The 15,670-nt window shown below is 67.0% G+C and carries 25 protein-coding genes; 24 read left to right on the top strand and 1 reads right to left on the bottom strand.

Annotation, left to right across the window (positions count from 1 at the left end):
* Positions 1 to 27: 27 nt before the first annotated feature.
* Positions 28 to 2,025 carry a hypothetical protein gene (locus ACIGDI_RS13240; RefSeq protein WP_399894792.1) on the bottom strand — a complete coding sequence of 666 codons (1,998 nt, stop codon included), beginning with the start codon at positions 2,023 to 2,025 and terminating at the stop codon, positions 28 to 30.
* Positions 2,026 to 2,533: 508 nt separating this feature from the next.
* Between ACIGDI_RS13240 and rpsJ the strand changes: the two genes are divergently transcribed.
* From rpsJ to map, 24 genes are all read left to right on the top strand, one after another.
* The gene (gene rpsJ / locus ACIGDI_RS13235) at positions 2,534 to 2,842 is read left to right on the top strand and encodes a 30S ribosomal protein S10 (RefSeq protein WP_003948644.1); all 309 of its coding nucleotides are present in this window, start codon (positions 2,534 to 2,536) and stop codon (positions 2,840 to 2,842) included.
* Positions 2,843 to 2,859: 17 nt separating this feature from the next.
* A complete protein-coding gene (rplC, locus tag ACIGDI_RS13230; protein ID WP_005481233.1) occupies positions 2,860 to 3,504 on the top strand; it encodes a 50S ribosomal protein L3 in 645 nt (214 codons plus the stop codon).
* 7 nt (positions 3,505 to 3,511) lie between these two features.
* Entirely contained in the window at positions 3,512 to 4,168 is a 657-nt protein-coding gene (gene rplD / locus ACIGDI_RS13225; protein WP_142141938.1) for a 50S ribosomal protein L4, read from the top strand.
* On the top strand, positions 4,168 to 4,587 hold the full coding sequence (rplW, locus tag ACIGDI_RS13220; RefSeq protein ID WP_058923764.1) for a 50S ribosomal protein L23: 420 nt from the start codon (positions 4,168 to 4,170) through the stop codon (positions 4,585 to 4,587). The genes rplD and rplW overlap by 1 nt, the downstream gene beginning before the upstream one ends.
* A gap of 38 nt (positions 4,588 to 4,625) precedes the next feature.
* Positions 4,626 to 5,462: a 50S ribosomal protein L2 gene (gene rplB / locus ACIGDI_RS13215; RefSeq protein ID WP_058923763.1), complete on the top strand. Its 837-nt coding sequence runs from the start codon at positions 4,626 to 4,628 to the stop codon at positions 5,460 to 5,462.
* Between the two features lie 12 nt (positions 5,463 to 5,474).
* Complete coding sequence (rpsS, locus tag ACIGDI_RS13210; RefSeq protein ID WP_058923762.1) at positions 5,475 to 5,756, top strand: 30S ribosomal protein S19; 282 nt, start codon at positions 5,475 to 5,477, stop codon at positions 5,754 to 5,756.
* Between the two features lie 45 nt (positions 5,757 to 5,801).
* Positions 5,802 to 6,149, top strand: coding sequence for a 50S ribosomal protein L22 (rplV, locus tag ACIGDI_RS13205; RefSeq protein WP_019329637.1), 348 nt, complete (start codon positions 5,802 to 5,804; stop codon positions 6,147 to 6,149).
* Positions 6,149 to 6,970 carry a 30S ribosomal protein S3 gene (gene rpsC, locus ACIGDI_RS13200; RefSeq protein WP_003998826.1) on the top strand — a complete coding sequence of 274 codons (822 nt, stop codon included), beginning with the start codon at positions 6,149 to 6,151 and terminating at the stop codon, positions 6,968 to 6,970. The genes rplV and rpsC overlap by 1 nt, the downstream gene beginning before the upstream one ends.
* 5 nt (positions 6,971 to 6,975) lie before the next feature.
* Entirely contained in the window at positions 6,976 to 7,395 is a 420-nt protein-coding gene (gene rplP, locus ACIGDI_RS13195) for a 50S ribosomal protein L16 (RefSeq protein WP_007494765.1), read from the top strand.
* Positions 7,395 to 7,619 carry a 50S ribosomal protein L29 gene (gene rpmC, locus ACIGDI_RS13190; RefSeq protein WP_007494763.1) on the top strand — a complete coding sequence of 75 codons (225 nt, stop codon included), beginning with the start codon at positions 7,395 to 7,397 and terminating at the stop codon, positions 7,617 to 7,619. The genes rplP and rpmC overlap by 1 nt, the downstream gene beginning before the upstream one ends.
* Positions 7,619 to 7,903, top strand: a complete 285-nt coding sequence (gene rpsQ, locus ACIGDI_RS13185) for a 30S ribosomal protein S17 (RefSeq protein ID WP_200700871.1) — start codon at positions 7,619 to 7,621, stop codon at positions 7,901 to 7,903. Before rpmC ends, rpsQ begins: the two co-directional genes overlap by 1 nt.
* A gap of 93 nt (positions 7,904 to 7,996) precedes the next feature.
* The gene (rplN, locus tag ACIGDI_RS13180; protein ID WP_003998823.1) at positions 7,997 to 8,365 is read left to right on the top strand and encodes a 50S ribosomal protein L14; all 369 of its coding nucleotides are present in this window, start codon (positions 7,997 to 7,999) and stop codon (positions 8,363 to 8,365) included.
* Positions 8,366 to 8,367: 2 nt separating this feature from the next.
* The gene (gene rplX / locus ACIGDI_RS13175; protein ID WP_037929577.1) at positions 8,368 to 8,691 is read left to right on the top strand and encodes a 50S ribosomal protein L24; all 324 of its coding nucleotides are present in this window, start codon (positions 8,368 to 8,370) and stop codon (positions 8,689 to 8,691) included.
* The gene (gene rplE, locus ACIGDI_RS13170; RefSeq protein ID WP_007494758.1) at positions 8,691 to 9,248 is read left to right on the top strand and encodes a 50S ribosomal protein L5; all 558 of its coding nucleotides are present in this window, start codon (positions 8,691 to 8,693) and stop codon (positions 9,246 to 9,248) included. The genes rplX and rplE overlap by 1 nt, the downstream gene beginning before the upstream one ends.
* A gap of 5 nt (positions 9,249 to 9,253) precedes the next feature.
* Complete coding sequence (locus ACIGDI_RS13165; protein WP_003948630.1) at positions 9,254 to 9,439, top strand: type Z 30S ribosomal protein S14; 186 nt, start codon at positions 9,254 to 9,256, stop codon at positions 9,437 to 9,439.
* Positions 9,440 to 9,651: 212 nt separating this feature from the next.
* Positions 9,652 to 10,050, top strand: coding sequence for a 30S ribosomal protein S8 (rpsH, locus tag ACIGDI_RS13160; protein WP_014674378.1), 399 nt, complete (start codon positions 9,652 to 9,654; stop codon positions 10,048 to 10,050).
* A gap of 24 nt (positions 10,051 to 10,074) precedes the next feature.
* Entirely contained in the window at positions 10,075 to 10,614 is a 540-nt protein-coding gene (gene rplF, locus ACIGDI_RS13155) for a 50S ribosomal protein L6 (protein ID WP_058923759.1), read from the top strand.
* A gap of 3 nt (positions 10,615 to 10,617) precedes the next feature.
* Entirely contained in the window at positions 10,618 to 11,001 is a 384-nt protein-coding gene (gene rplR, locus ACIGDI_RS13150) for a 50S ribosomal protein L18 (protein WP_200700872.1), read from the top strand.
* A gap of 36 nt (positions 11,002 to 11,037) precedes the next feature.
* On the top strand, positions 11,038 to 11,643 hold the full coding sequence (rpsE, locus tag ACIGDI_RS13145) for a 30S ribosomal protein S5 (RefSeq protein WP_142141939.1): 606 nt from the start codon (positions 11,038 to 11,040) through the stop codon (positions 11,641 to 11,643).
* 2 nt (positions 11,644 to 11,645) lie between these two features.
* A complete protein-coding gene (gene rpmD / locus ACIGDI_RS13140) occupies positions 11,646 to 11,828 on the top strand; it encodes a 50S ribosomal protein L30 (RefSeq protein WP_003974250.1) in 183 nt (60 codons plus the stop codon).
* 2 nt (positions 11,829 to 11,830) lie between these two features.
* Complete coding sequence (rplO, locus tag ACIGDI_RS13135; RefSeq protein WP_030233862.1) at positions 11,831 to 12,286, top strand: 50S ribosomal protein L15; 456 nt, start codon at positions 11,831 to 11,833, stop codon at positions 12,284 to 12,286.
* Positions 12,287 to 12,647: 361 nt separating this feature from the next.
* Positions 12,648 to 13,961, top strand: coding sequence for a preprotein translocase subunit SecY (secY, locus tag ACIGDI_RS13130; RefSeq protein ID WP_399894781.1), 1,314 nt, complete (start codon positions 12,648 to 12,650; stop codon positions 13,959 to 13,961).
* The gene (locus ACIGDI_RS13125; RefSeq protein ID WP_399894778.1) at positions 13,961 to 14,623 is read left to right on the top strand and encodes an adenylate kinase; all 663 of its coding nucleotides are present in this window, start codon (positions 13,961 to 13,963) and stop codon (positions 14,621 to 14,623) included. The genes secY and ACIGDI_RS13125 overlap by 1 nt, the downstream gene beginning before the upstream one ends.
* A gap of 98 nt (positions 14,624 to 14,721) precedes the next feature.
* Positions 14,722 to 15,558 (top strand): type I methionyl aminopeptidase, encoded by an 837-nt coding sequence (gene map, locus ACIGDI_RS13120; RefSeq protein ID WP_399894775.1) that lies wholly within the window; start codon positions 14,722 to 14,724, stop codon positions 15,556 to 15,558.
* Positions 15,559 to 15,670 lie beyond the last annotated feature (112 nt).

Here is a 15,670-nt window from a genome sequence, read left to right as displayed (position 1 = left end):
GACCGGGCGCGCCCTAGGCCGACAAGGTCAGCCGGACGTGACCGGCACCGCCGTCCGGTCGGCGGACGCTGGCTGTGCGGGCGGAGACGGCCGGTGCCGGTCGTGCTCCCGGATCGCCTGACGCAGCCGGGCCAGAATCGGCCCGCGCCCGGTGCCCAGTTCCCGGGCCGCGCCCGCCGGGGCTTCCGCGACGGCCGACTCGATGGCCACGAGGGTCTTCTCGCTCTCACGCCGGTAGCGGACGCCGGACATGGTGGTGCGGTTGGCGACCCGCATCCATGTGAGGTCCCCGCCCGAGTGCTCGATCTGCACCAGCTTCGAGAAGAGCCACTCGCGGCGCTTCCGGCCGACGAGGAGCACGCGCTGTCCGGTGACCACCAGCGTGCCCGAATCCTTCACGCAGGCGCCCGTGCCGACGGTGCCGGGCTGCACCAGGTCGGCATCGGTCACCCACCACACCGACTCGCCCCGCTTCCGCTTGCCCCAGTCGGCGAGCCATCCGCCCCCGTCCTGCTCCATCTCTCCCAACTCCGCCGCGAACTCGGCGAGTTCGACCAGCCGCTCGCGCCGGCGTCGCCACGTGTCCAGCTCCCGTTCGAACCGTTCGAGGCCACGTGCCGTCCGGCGGGCCTCGCGGGCCTGGCGGGTACGGCGACGGACGTACCAGACGACCGCGATCAGCGCCGTCACCAGCAGCGCCTTGAGCAGGAGCAGCAGCCACTCGCCCGCGGTCCGTCGGTCGTCCACCGTGATGCTCAGTCGCCTGACGGTGGCGTTGCCGTACGCGTCCGTCGCGGTGACGGTGACGTGGTAGGTGCCGGGGGAGAGCGCCCTGGTCACCGTGGCACGGTGACCGGCGGAGGTGAAGCCGTCGCGAGTCTTCGAGCCGTACGCCACCACGACCTCGGAGTGCGCCTCCGCCGTCACCGCGAGGGTCAGGTCACCGTGAGCCGCGCGGTCGGCGTCGGAGACGACCTTCAGCGCCGGGGCGGCGGTGTCGACGACCAGCTTCCGGCCGCTCGTACGGCCGTTTCGGCCGTAGGGGTCGGTCACCTCGACCACCGGCGCGGGGTAGCGGCCGTCGGGCAGCCGGGCGTCGACCTCGGCACGTCCGTCCGCGTCCGTGGTGAAGGCCCGGTCCGCCGTGCCGGCGATCCGGAGGGTGCCCTTGCTGTGCGGCGGGGCGGTGACGGTGAACCGGATACGTCCGGAACCGCGCTCGCGGTCGGCGGCCACCGTCGGGGCGAGCTCGCCCACGTCCACCTTCAGCTTTCGCTCCGCCCGGCCGACGTTGCCCGCGTCGTCCGTGACCGCGAGACGGACGGTGTAACTGCCGTCCGGCAGGACGAGAGCCGTGTCCGGCACCTTGCCGTCGTCGTCCACGACCCCGGTGAGCCGCTTCTTGCGGCCCGACACGGTCAGCTCGTACGCCGCTCCCGCCTCGGAGGCGAACGACACGCGCGCCGTGGCGGTCGTGGCGTCGGCGTCGGCCACGGAGAAGTCCGAGATCTCCGGTGCGTCGGCGTCCACGTCGACGGTGATGTCGTCGGTCGCGTCGCTGGTGTTCCCGGCGCTGTCGGTGGCCGTGACGCTGTAGGTGTGCGAACCGCTGTCGGCCTTGAAGCCGATGGTCTGGGCGCCCCCGGTCGCCGTGGCCTTGGCGACGACGCCGCTGTCCACGTCGTACTCGTCGGTCTCGGCGACCTCGATCCGGGCGCCCCGCTCGGCGGTGACCGTCAGGCTGACCCTGCCGCCCTTGCCGACGTGGGGCCGGGCGACCTTAGGCCGCCGGGGCGCCGTGAGGTCGAGCGACTCGGGCGGGTCGCTGTCGACCGTTCCGCCGCAGTAGGTGTCGTAGCCGAGATCGCCGCACACGTACGAGCCGGTGTCGGACGGACACGAATGCCAGCGGTGACATCCGTCGCGGTGCGCGTGGGCCGGCACCGGCAGCAGGCCGAGCAACAGCACGGCGGTTCCCACGGTGATCCCGGCGCGCGACAGCCCGCGTGCGGATCCGCGCAGCATCGATGACATGTTCAGCCCCCACCCCCGAGTGCGTCCCCACGCACTCCGTACTCACGAGGTGGCACAGCGTAGAACAGAGTGGAAGGGATCGGTCCGCTCTATGCGTGATCGTTGCGAAGGGCACCCGTGTTTGACCTACGTCACTCTCGGGGTATTCTCTCCGGCCCGATTGGCCAGGCCCCTGCCCCATATGGCAGACTGTCCGAGTTGCTCGGTCGAGTGTTGATGCTGCGCGCCTCCCGCCGGGAGGACCGGAAGCGAGTCCCACAGTACTCGTCGTCCTAACTGCCCTCGGGCAGCACTGGGGCGGACGTACGGGAATCTTCCGGGAAGTGTGGTGCGGCACCGGCCAGGCACCCGGTGAACCTCTTTCCCAAGATCAGGGATGTTCGAACAAGGGACATCTGTGTCAGTGGAAGCGCGACACGCCCGACCGCGTGGGTCGGAGAAAGTGTCAGAGGAACACCAGGTTCCAGAGCTGTAGAAGAGACAGGACTACTGAGTAGCCATGGCGGGACAGAAGATCCGCATCCGGCTCAAGGCCTACGACCACGAGGTCATCGACTCCTCGGCGAAGAAGATCGTCGAGACGGTGACCCGCACTGGTGCGTCGGTCGCGGGCCCGGTGCCGCTGCCCACTGAGAAGAACGTGTACTGCGTCATCAAGTCGCCGCACAAGTACAAGGACTCGCGCGAGCACTTCGAGATGCGCACGCACAAGCGCCTGATCGACATTCTCGACCCCACCCCCAAGACCGTTGACTCTCTGATGCGACTCGACCTCCCGGCCGGTGTCGACATCGAGATCAAGCTCTGAGGGCTGGTGATCTGAGAATGGCTAAGCAGATCAAGGGCATCCTGGGCGAGAAGCTCGGCATGACGCAGGTGTGGGACGAGAACAACCGCGTTGTTCCGGTCACCGTCGTCAAGGCCGGCCCCAACGTCGTCACCCAGGTCCGTACGAACGACGTCGACGGCTACGAGTCCGTCCAGATCGCGTTCGGCGAGATCGACCCGCGCAAGGTGAACAAGCCCCTCAAGGGCCACTTCGCCAAGGCCGACGTCACTCCCCGCCGCCACCTCGTCGAGATCCGCACCGCGGACGCCTCCGAGTACACGCTGGGCCAGGAGATCTCCGCTGAGGTCTTCGAGGCGGGCGTCAAGGTGGACGTGACCGGCAAGAGCAAGGGCAAGGGCTTCGCCGGTGTCATGAAGCGTCACAACTTCAAGGGCCTCGGCGCCGGACACGGCACCCAGCGCAAGCACCGCTCTCCCGGTTCCATCGGTGGCTGCGCCACCCCGGGCCGTGTGTTCAAGGGCCTCCGCATGGCGGGTCGCATGGGCAACGAGCGCGTCACCACCCAGAACCTGACCGTCCACGCCGTTGACGCGGAGAAGGGTCTGCTGCTCATCAAGGGCGCGGTTCCCGGTCCGAACGGCGGCCTCGTCCTGGTCCGCACCGCGGCCAAGGGGGCCTGAGGTACCGATGAGCACTGTTGACATCCTTTCGCCTGCCGGCGAGAAGACCGGTAGCGTCGAGCTCCCCGCGGAGATCTTCGGCGTGGAGAAGGTCAGCATCCCGCTGATCCACCAGGTCGTCGTCGCGCAGAACGCTGCTGCCCGTCAGGGCACGCACAAGACCAAGACCCGTGGCGAGGTTCGCGGTGGCGGCAAGAAGCCGTACCGCCAGAAGGGCACCGGCCGCGCCCGTCAGGGCTCGACCCGCGCGCCCCAGTTCGCCGGTGGTGGCGTCGTGCACGGTCCCGTGCCGCGTGACTACTCGCAGCGGACCCCGAAGAAGATGAAGGCTGCCGCCCTGCGTCACGCCCTCACCGACCGGGCCCGCCACAACCGCATCCACGTCGTCTCCGGCGTGATCGAGGGCGAGACCCCCAGCACCAAGGCCGCTCGCACGCTGTTCGGCAAGATCTCGGAGCGCAAGAACCTGCTCCTGGTCGTCGAGCGCGCCGACGAGGCCGCGTGGCTGTCCGCCCGCAACCTGCCCCAGGTCCACATCCTGGAGCCGGGCCAGCTGAACACGTACGACGTGATCGTCTCGGACGACGTGGTCTTCACCCAGGCCGCTCTCGAGTCCTTCGTCGCCGGCCCGAAGGCCAACGACACCGAAGGGAGCGAGGCCTGATGGCTACGCGTCACCCGAGCATTGCCTCCAAGGCTGCGAAGGCCGCCAAGGCCGCGCGCGTCGCCAAGGCGCGTCGCCACGCGACCGAGGGCAAGAACACGGTCGAGACCCCGCTCAGCAAGTCGTACACGGACCCCCGTGACGTGCTGCTGAAGCCGGTCGTCTCCGAGAAGAGCTACGCGCTCCTGGACGAGAACAAGTACACGTTCATCGTCGACCCGCGCGCCAACAAGACCCAGATCAAGGAGGCCGTCCAGGCGGTCTTCTCGGTCAAGGTCACCGGGGTCAACACGATCAACCGCATCGGCAAGCGCAAGCGGACCCGCACCGGCTTCGGCCAGCGTGCGGCGACCAAGCGCGCGATCGTGACCCTCGCCGAGGGCGACCGTATCGACATCTTCGGCGGTCCGACCGCGTAAGCGGGTCGGATCGTCCGATATCGGACGAGGACTGAGAAATGGGAATCCGCAAGTACAAGCCGACTACGCCGGGCCGTCGTGGTTCCAGCGTCGCCGACTTCGTCGAGGTCACGCGGTCCACGCCGGAGAAGTCGCTGGTCCGCCCGCTGCACAGCAAGGGCGGCCGTAACAACGCCGGTCGTGTGACCGTTCGCCACCAGGGTGGCGGACACAAGCGCGCCTACCGAGTGATCGACTTCCGTCGTCACGACAAGGACGGCGTGCCGGCGAAGGTCGCGCACATCGAGTACGACCCCAACCGCACCGCGCGCATCGCGCTGCTCCACTACGCGGACGGCGAGAAGCGCTACATCCTGGCGCCGAAGGGCCTGACCCAGGGCGACCGGATCGAGAACGGTCCCGGCGCCGACATCAAGCCCGGCAACAACCTGGCGCTGCGCAACATCCCGGTCGGTACGACGATCCACTCCGTGGAGCTTCGTCCGGGCGGCGGCGCCAAGTTCGCCCGCTCCGCCGGTGCCTCCGTGCAGCTGCTCGCGAAGGAGGGCACGATGGCCCACCTCCGCATGCCGTCCGGTGAGATCCGCCTGGTCGACCAGCGCTGCCGCGCCACGGTCGGCGAGGTCGGCAACGCCGAGCAGAGCAACATCAACTGGGGCAAGGCCGGCCGTAAGCGCTGGCTGGGCGTCCGCCCGACCGTTCGCGGTGTGGCGATGAACCCGGTTGACCACCCGCACGGTGGTGGTGAGGGCAAGACCTCCGGTGGTCGCCACCCGGTCAGCCCCTGGGGCCAGAAGGAAGGTCGTACTCGTTCGCCCAAGAAGGCGTCGAACAAGTACATCGTCCGCCGCCGCAAGACGAACAAGAAGCGCTAGGAGCGGGTTTAGATGCCGCGCAGTCTCAAGAAGGGGCCCTTCGTCGACGGACACCTCATCAAGAAGGTGGACGCCCAGAACGAAGCCGGCACCAAGAACGTCATCAAGACCTGGTCCCGTCGCTCCATGATCGTCCCGGCCATGCTGGGCCACACGATCGCGGTGCACAACGGCAAGACCCACATCCCGGTGTTCGTCACCGAGTCGATGGTCGGTCACAAGCTCGGCGAGTTCTCGCCGACGCGCACCTTCCGGGGCCACGTCAAGGAAGACCGGAAGTCGAAGCGCCGCTAACAGCGGATCGCATTCAGACACGTAAGTAACTCTGAAGGGACAACCATGGAAGCCAGGGCCCAGGCGCGGTACATCCGCGTCACGCCCATGAAGGCCCGCCGTGTGGTGGACCTCATCCGTGGCATGGACGCCACGGAGGCCCAGGCTGTTCTGCGATTCGCTCCGCAGGCAGCCTCGGTTCCGGTCGGCAAGGTGCTCGACAGCGCCATTGCCAACGCCGCGCACAACTACGACCACACCGACGCCGACAGCCTCTACATCTCCGAGGCGTACGTCGACGAGGGCCCGACCCTGAAGCGGTTCCGGCCGCGCGCCCAGGGCCGTGCCTACCGGATCCGCAAGCGGACCAGCCACATCACCGTGGTCGTCAGCAGCAAGGAAGGAACCCGGTAATGGGCCAGAAGGTTAACCCGCATGGGTTCCGGCTCGGTGTCACCACGGACTTCAAGTCCCGGTGGTACGCCGACAAGCTGTACAAGGACTACGTCAAGGAAGACGTCGCCATCCGTCGGATGATGACGTCCGGCATGGAGCGCGCCGGCATCTCCAAGGTCGAGATCGAGCGCACCCGTGACCGCGTGCGTGTGGACATCCACACCGCTCGTCCGGGCATCGTCATCGGCCGCCGTGGCGCCGAGGCCGACCGCATCCGCGGTGACCTCGAGAAGCTCACGGGCAAGCAGGTCCAGCTGAACATCCTCGAGGTCAAGAACCCCGAGACCGACGCTCAGCTGGTCGCTCAGGCCGTCGCCGAGCAGCTCTCCTCCCGCGTCTCCTTCCGCCGCGCCATGCGTAAGAGCATGCAGTCGGCGATGAAGGCCGGCGCCAAGGGCATCAAGATCCAGTGCGGTGGCCGCCTCGGTGGCGCCGAGATGTCCCGCTCGGAGTTCTACCGCGAGGGCCGCGTGCCCCTGCACACGCTCCGCGCGAACGTGGACTACGGCTTCTTCGAGGCCAAGACGACCTTCGGCCGCATCGGTGTGAAGGTCTGGATCTACAAGGGCGACGTCAAGAACATCGCCGAGGTCCGCGCCGAGAACGCTGCGGCCCGTGCGGGTAACCGCCCGGCCCGTGGCGGTGCCGACCGCCCGGCCCGTGGTGGCCGCGGTGGCGAGCGGCGCGGTCGCAAGCCGCAGCAGGCTGCCGGCGCCGAGGCCCCCAAGGCCGAGGCTCCCGCGTCCGCTCCGGCTGAGAGCACCGGAACGGAGGCCTGACCGACATGCTGATCCCCCGTAGGGTCAAGCACCGCAAGCAGCACCACCCCGGACGCAGCGGCGCTGCCAAGGGTGGCACGACGGTTGCGTTCGGCGAGTACGGCATCCAGGCGCTCACCCCGGCGTATGTGACGAACCGTCAGATCGAGGCCGCTCGTATCGCCATGACGCGTCACATCAAGCGTGGTGGCAAGGTCTGGATCAACATCTACCCGGACCGTCCCCTCACCAAGAAGCCCGCCGAGACCCGCATGGGTTCCGGTAAGGGTTCTCCGGAGTGGTGGATCGCCAACGTCAAGCCCGGACGCGTGATGTTCGAGCTGTCGTACCCCAACGAGAAGATCGCCCGTGAGGCGCTGACTCGTGCGGCCCACAAGCTGCCGATGAAGTGCCGGATCGTCAAGCGCGAGGCAGGTGAAGCGTGATGTCGGCCGGTACCAAGGCGTCCGAGCTGCGCGAGCTGGGCAACGAGGAGCTTCTTGCGAAGCTCCGCGAGGCCAAGGAAGAGCTGTTCAACCTCCGCTTCCAGGCGGCGACGGGTCAGCTCGAGAACCACGGCCGTCTCAAGGCGGTCCGCAAGGACATCGCGCGGATCTACACCCTGATGCGCGAGCGTGAGCTGGGCATCGAAACGGTGGAGAACGCCTGATGAGCGAGAAGAACGTGACTGAGAACGCAGAGGCCCGCGGCTTCCGCAAGACCCGTGAGGGTCTCGTCGTCAGCGACAAGATGGACAAGACCGTCGTCGTCGCTGTCGAGGACCGCGTGAAGCACGCGCTGTACGGCAAGGTCATCCGCCGTACGAACAAGCTCAAGGCGCACGACGAGCAGAACGCTGCCGGCGTCGGCGACCGGGTCCTCCTCGCGGAGACCCGCCCGCTGTCGGCGACGAAGCGCTGGCGCGTCGTCGAGATCCTCGAGAAGGCCAAGTAATTCCTGCGGGTATTCCGCAGGACAGTTCCGCCAGGCTCCGGGGGCCGTTGAAGAACGGCCCCCGGGGAACCGGCAGACGATCAGGAGATAGACGTGATCCAGCAGGAGTCGCGACTTCGTGTCGCCGACAACACTGGTGCGAAGGAGATCCTTTGCATCCGTGTGCTCGGTGGCTCCGGTCGCCGCTACGCGGGCATCGGTGACGTCATCGTCGCCACCGTCAAGGACGCGATCCCCGGTGGCAACGTGAAGAAGGGTGACGTCGTCAAGGCGGTCATCGTTCGCACCGTCAAGGAGCGCCGCCGTCCGGACGGCTCGTACATCCGCTTCGACGAGAACGCCGCCGTCATTCTGAAGAACGACGGCGACCCTCGCGGCACCCGCATCTTCGGCCCGGTCGGGCGTGAGCTGCGCGAGAAGAAGTTCATGAAGATCATCTCGCTGGCTCCGGAGGTGCTGTAAGCATGAAGATCAAGAAGGGCGACCTGGTCCAGGTCATCACCGGCAAGGACAAGGGCAAGCAGGGCAAGGTCATTGCCGCTTTCCCGCGCGAGGAGCGCGTCCTGGTCGAGGGTGTCAACCGGGTCAAGAAGCACACCAAGGCCGGTCCGACCGCTCGCGGTTCGCAGGCCGGCGGCATCGTCACGACCGAGGCGCCGATCCACGTCTCCAACGTCCAGCTGGTCGTTGAGAAGGACGGCAACAAGGTCGTCACGCGTGTCGGTTACCGCTTCGACGACGAGGGCAACAAGATCCGCGTTGCCAAGCGGACGGGTGAGGACATCTGATGGCTACCACCACCACTCCGCGTCTCAAGACGAAGTACCGCGAGGAGATCGCGGGCAAGCTGCGTGACGAGTTCAAGTACGAGAACGTCATGCAGATCCCCGGCCTCGTGAAGATCGTGGTCAACATGGGTGTCGGCGACGCCGCCCGTGACTCGAAGCTGATCGAGGGCGCGATCCGCGACCTGACCACCATCACCGGTCAGAAGCCGGCCGTCACCAAGGCCCGCAAGTCCATCGCGCAGTTCAAGCTGCGTGAGGGTCAGCCGATCGGTGCCCACGTCACGCTCCGTGGCGACCGCATGTGGGAGTTCCTGGACCGCACCCTGTCGCTCGCGCTCCCGCGCATCCGCGACTTCCGCGGCCTGTCCCCCAAGCAGTTCGACGGCCGTGGCAACTACACCTTCGGTCTCACGGAGCAGGTCATGTTCCACGAGATCGACCAGGACAAGATCGACCGCGTCCGGGGTATGGACATCACCGTGGTCACCACGGCGACCAACGACGCTGAGGGCCGCGCGCTCCTTCGTCACCTCGGCTTCCCGTTCAAGGAGGCGTGAGCGAGATGGCGAAGAAGGCTCTCATCGCGAAGGCTGCTCGCAAGCCCAAGTTCGGTGTGCGGGGCTACACGCGCTGCCAGCGCTGCGGCCGTCCCCACTCCGTGTACCGCAAGTTCGGCCTGTGCCGCGTGTGCCTTCGTGAGATGGCTCACCGTGGCGAGCTGCCGGGCGTGACCAAGAGCTCCTGGTAATCCCCTAATTCGGGATTCCTGAAGCTCTCGGTAAGCAACTGGGCGGTCAGACGCCCACCTCCGCATGCCTTAGGCTTGTGGGGTTGGGCGTCTGTCGCCGCCCGTACGACTTACTACGCCGTAGGTCCACCGCGCCGCACCCGTCCCGTCTCGGATCGGGGAGAGGGATGGCGCACCAGGAAACCCCGGCGAGAGAGGCCGAAGGCCAATTCATGACCATGACTGATCCGATCGCAGACATGTTGACGCGTCTGCGGAATGCGAACTCGGCGTACCACGACTCGGTGTCGATGCCGCACTCCAAGATCAAGTCCCACATCGCGGAGATCCTCCAGCAGGAGGGCTTCATCACGGGCTGGAAGGTCGAGGACGCCGAGGTCGGCAAGAACCTCGTCCTCGAGCTGAAGTTCGGCCCGAACCGTGAGCGCTCCATCGCGGGCATCAAGCGGATCTCCAAGCCCGGTCTCCGGGTGTACGCGAAGTCCACCAACCTGCCGAAGGTGCTCGGCGGCCTCGGCGTGGCGATCATCTCCACGTCGCACGGGCTCCTCACCGACAAGCAGGCCGGCAAGAAGGGCGTGGGTGGGGAAGTCCTCGCCTACGTCTGGTAGCGGAAGGGAACGGAGGAAACAGCTATGTCGCGTATTGGCAAGCTCCCCATCACGGTTCCCGCCGGCGTGGACGTCACCATCGACGGCCAGACGGTCTCGGTCAAGGGCCCCAAGGGCACGCTGACCCACACCGTCGTGGCGCCGATCGAGATCGCCAAGGGTGAGGACGGCGTTCTGAACGTCACCCGCCCCAACGACGAGCGTCAGAGCAAGGCCCTGCACGGCCTGTCCCGCACGCTGGTGGCGAACATGATCACCGGCGTGACCCAGGGTTACGTGAAGAAGCTCGAGATCAGCGGTGTCGGTTACCGCGTGACCGCCAAGGGTTCGAACCTCGAGTTCGCTCTCGGCTACAGCCACCCGATCACCGTCGAGGCGCCCGAGGGAATCACCTTCAAGGTGGAGACCCCGACCCGCTTCCAGGTCGAGGGCATCGACAAGCAGAAGGTCGGCGAGGTTGCGGCCAACATCCGCAAGCTGCGCAAGCCCGACCCGTACAAGGCCAAGGGTGTCAAGTACGAGGGCGAAGTCATCCGCCGCAAGGTCGGAAAGGCGGGTAAGTAAGCCATGGCATACGGGCAGAAGATCCTCAAGGGCGACGCCTACAAGCGCGCCGCGATCAAGCGCCGTCACATCCGGATCCGCAAGAAGGTGTCCGGTACGGCGGAGCGTCCCCGTCTGGTCGTGACCCGCTCCAACCGCCACATCGTGGCGCAGGTGATCGACGACCTGAAGGGCCACACCCTGGCTTCGGCGTCCACGCTGGACAGCTCGATCCGCGGTGGCGAGGGCGACAAGTCCGCCCAGGCCAAGCAGGTCGGCGCCCTGGTCGCCGAGCGTGCCAAGGCCGCCGGTGTCGAGGCCGTCGTGTTCGACCGTGGTGGCAACCAGTACGCCGGGCGCATCGCCGCCCTGGCGGACGCCGCCCGCGAGGCCGGGCTCAAGTTCTGAGCCGCTTGTAGCTAGCGGAAAGAGAGAGGTAATCCAATGGCTGGACCCCAGCGCCGCGGAAGCGGTGCCGGTGGCGGCGAGCGGCGGGACCGGAAGGGCCGTGACGGCGGCGCTGCTGCCGCCGAGAAGACCGCGTACGTTGAGCGCGTCGTCGCGATCAACCGCGTCGCCAAGGTTGTGAAGGGTGGTCGTCGCTTCAGCTTCACCGCGCTGGTCGTGGTGGGCGACGGTGACGGCACCGTGGGTGTCGGTTACGGCAAGGCCAAGGAGGTGCCGGCCGCCATCGCCAAGGGTGTTGAGGAGGCCAAGAAGCACTTCTTCAAGGTCCCCCGTATCCAGGGCACCATCCCGCACCCCATCCAGGGTGAGAAGGCTGCCGGCGTCGTGCTGCTCAAGCCCGCGTCCCCCGGTACCGGTGTTATCGCCGGTGGTCCGGTGCGTGCCGTGCTCGAGTGCGCCGGTATCCACGACATCCTGTCGAAGTCGCTCGGCTCCGACAACGCGATCAACATCGTGCACGCGACCGTGGAGGCCCTGAAGGGCCTGCAGCGCCCCGAGGAGGTCGCGGCCCGCCGTGGCCTGCCGCTCGAGGACGTCGCCCCCGCGGCTCTGCTGCGCGCTCGTGCCGGGGCGGGTGTGTGATCATGGCTCAGCTCAAGATCACGCAGGTCAAGTCCTACATCGGCAGCAAGCAGAACCACCGTGACACCCTGCGCTCCCTTGGTCTCAAGGGCATCAACACGCAGGTCGTCAAGGAGGACCGCCCCGAGTTCCGCGGCATGGTGCACACCGTCCGCCACCTCGTGACGGTCGAGGAGGTCGACTGATCATGGCGGAGCAGAACCCGCTCAAGATCCACAACCTCCGTCCCGCCCCCGGCGCCAAGACCGCGAAGACCCGTGTCGGTCGTGGTGAGGCGTCGAAGGGTAAGACGGCCGGTCGTGGTACCAAGGGCACGAAGGCCCGCTACCAGGTTCCGGAGCGCTTCGAGGGTGGCCAGATGCCCCTCCACATGCGTCTTCCGAAGCTGAAGGGCTTCAAGAACCCGTTCAAGACCGAGTACCAGGTCGTGAACCTCGACAAGCTGGCCGCGCTCTACCCCGAGGGTGGCGAGGTCACCGTCGAGGGTCTGGTGGCCAAGGGCGCCGTTCGCAAGAACGCGCTCGTCAAGGTCCTCGGCCAGGGTGAGGTCTCCGTGGCGCTGCAGGTGACGGTCGACGCCGTCTCCGGCTCCGCCAAGGAGAAGATCACCGCCGCCGGCGGTACGGTCACCGAGCTCGTCTGAGTTCCGGCGACACCGTCGCACACGTACAGAGGCCGGGCAGTTCTCCACGGGGAGCTGCCCGGCCTCTGCCGTAGAAAGTGGCGGAAATGTACGGTCGTATTACCGGAAGTCAATACGGCTTGACCGCCATCGGGTGATGCTGCGGATCTCCACCGGCCCGTAACTGACCCACCCTTGACCTGCCGTCCCTCTCACGAACTTCACCTGGCTGCACAGGCGCTGTTAGAGTCCGTAAGTCCACCTGTGCCCGCGCGAGGTATGCCGTTCGGTGTCGGGGTGGTAGAAAACATCGTTCGGCCCTCTGGGCCATGTCAGACGACTAGTCCCTGCCGCGCGCGGCGCGGGGGTCGCAGGAGGAACCGTGCTCACCGCGTTCGCCCGGGCGTTCAAGACGCCCGACCTGCGCAAGAAGCTGCTCTTCACGCTGGGCATCATCGTGGTCTACCGCGTAGGTACCCACATCCCGATCCCGGGCGTGTCCTATACGGCCGTCCAGGAGTGCGTGAAGGAGGCCCAGGGCAACCAGGGTCTCTTCGGCATGATCAACATGTTCAGCGGTGGCGCGCTGCTCCAGGTCACCGTCTTCGCCCTCGGCATCATGCCCTACATCACGGCGAGCATCATCCTGCAGCTGCTGACTGTGGTGATCCCGCGCCTGGAAGCCCTCAAGAAGGAGGGCCAGGCCGGTACGGCGAAGATCACGCAGTACACCCGTTATCTGACCGTGGCGCTCGCCATCCTGCAGGGCACCGGTCTGGTCGCCACCGCGCGCAGCGGTGCGCTGTTCAACGGCTGCCAGGTCGCCGGGCAGATCGTGCCGGACCGCTCGATCTTCTCCACCATCACGATGGTCATCTGCATGACCGCCGGCACCGCCGTCGTCATGTGGCTCGGTGAGCTGATCACCGACCGCGGCATCGGCAACGGCATGTCGATCCTGATGTTCATCTCGATCGCCGCGACCTTCCCGTCCGCGCTGTGGGCCATCAAGAAGCAGGGCACCCTGGCCGGCGGCTGGATCGAGTTCGGCACCGTCATTCTCGTCGGCCTGGTCATGGTCGGTCTGGTCGTCTTCGTCGAGCAGGCGCAGCGCCGCATTCCGGTGCAGTACGCGAAGCGCATGATCGGACGTCGTTCCTACGGCGGTACGTCCACGTACATCCCGCTGAAGGTCAACCAGGCGGGTGTGATTCCCGTCATCTTCGCGTCGTCCCTGCTCTACATTCCCGCGCTGGTCGCGCAGTTCTCCGGTTCCCGGTCCGGCTGGAAGACCTGGGTCGAGCAGAATCTGACCAAGGGCGACCACCCGATTTACATCGTTTCGTACTTCTTGCTCATCGTGTTCTTCGCGTTCTTCTATGTGGCGATCTCCTTCAACCCCGAGGAAGTCGCCGACAACATGAAGAAGTATGGTGGCTTCATCCCGGGCATCCGGGCTGGCCGACCGACCGCTGAGTACCTCTCGTACGTGCTCAACCGGATCACCTGGCCGGGTTCGCTGTATCTGGGACTGATCGCTCTCGTGCCGACGATGGCGTTGGTGGGCTTTGGGGCAAGCCAGAACTTCCCGTTCGGTGGGACCAGCATCCTGATCATCGTGGGTGTGGGTCTCGAGACGGTGAAGCAGATCGAGAGCCAGCTCCAGCAGCGCAATTACGAAGGGTTCCTCCGCTGATGCGAATCGTCCTCGTCGGGCCGCCCGGTGCCGGAAAGGGCACGCAGGCCACCCGCCTTGCCGGGAAGCTCTCGATCCCGCACATCTCCACGGGCGATCTGTTCCGCGCCAACATCAGCCGGCAGACGGAGCTCGGGAAACTCGCGAAGTCCTACATGGACGCCGGCAACCTGGTGCCCGACGAGGTCACCATCGCGATGGCGAAGGACCGCATGGAACAGCCGGACGCCCAGGGCGGCTTCCTGCTGGACGGTTTCCCGCGCAACGTCTCGCAGGCCGAGGCGCTCGACGAGCTGCTCAAGACCGAGAACATCAAGCTGGACGCGGTACTCGACCTCGAGGTCCCCGAGGAAGAGGTCGTGAAGCGGATCGCCGGCCGGCGCATCTGCCGCAACGACTCGTCGCACGTCTTCCACGTCTCCTACAGCCCCGCCAAGAAGGAAGGCGTCTGCGACGTCTGCGGTGGCGAGCTGTACCAGCGTGACGACGACTCCGAGGAGACCGTCCGCAAGCGGCTCGAGGTCTACCACACGCAGACCGAGCCGATCATCGACTACTACAAGGCGCAGGGCCTGGTCGTCACGATCTCCTCCCTGGGCCCGGTGGACGAGATCACGCAGCGCGCCCTGGAGGCGCTCAAGCGCGAGGACGACGGCAAGTAGATGCCGGTCCGGTACGGCCGTGGCACCCGTATGGGCGTCACGGCCGTACTGTTGTGTACGTAATCGGACGACGTGAGTGACGGAGAGCGCAGGCCCCCATGGTGCAGATCAAGACCCCCGAGCAGATCGCCAAGATGCGTGAGGCGGGACTGGTCGTCGCCGCCATCCACGCGGCCACCCGTGAGGCGGCGGTGCCCGGAGCCACCACCAAGGACCTGGACGAGGTCGCCCGCAAGGTCCTCGCCGAGCACAACGCCAAGCCCAACTTCCTCGGCTACGGCGGCTTCCCGGCCACGATCTGCACCTCCGTCAACGAGGTCGTCGTCCACGGCATCCCCTCGGACGACGTCGTCCTCAAGGACGGCGACATCATCTCCATCGACTGCGGCGCGATCGTCGACGGCTGGCACGGGGACGCGGCCTACACGGCCTTCGTGGGGTCCGGCCACGCTCCCGAGCTGATCGAGCTCTCCCGGGTGACCGAGGAGTCGATGTGGGCGGGCATCGCGGCCATGAAGCTGGGCAACCGGCTCGTCGACGTCTCGCGGGCCATCGAGACCTACATCCGCCGCCAGCCGAAGCCGGGCGGCGGCAAGTACGGGATCATCGAGGACTACGGCGGCCACGGCATCGGCACCGAGATGCACATGGACCCGCACCTGCTGAACTACGTCGACCGCCGGCGCGGCAAGGGCCCGAAGCTGGTCCCCGGCTTCTGCCTGGCCATCGAGCCCATGGTCTCCCTGGGCACGCCCAGGACCGAGGTCCTCTCGGACGACTGGACCGTCATCACCACCGACGGCACCTGGTCCTCGCACTGGGAGCACTCGGTCGCGCTGACCGAGGAGGGCCCGCTGGTCCTCACGGCCCCGGACGGCGGCAGGGTGAAGCTGGCGGAGTACGGGATCACGGCGGCCCCGGACCCGCTGGCGTGAGGTGGGGCCCGAGCCACGACCGCCGGTCGGGGGCCGGCGCAGCCGCTCGAAGCTTGTGAGACGCCCCAAGCGCCGAGCCCGCGAGGGCGGCATCCAGGATGGGGACCGAGGT

Origin of the sequence: Streptomyces sp. NPDC085900 (assembly GCF_044540925.1) — a bacterium.
Classification (GTDB): Bacteria; Actinomycetota; Actinomycetes; order Streptomycetales; family Streptomycetaceae; genus Streptomyces; species Streptomyces gilvifuscus.
Note: the sequence above shows the minus strand (reverse complement) of the source record. Positions and strands in the feature narration are given on the sequence as shown.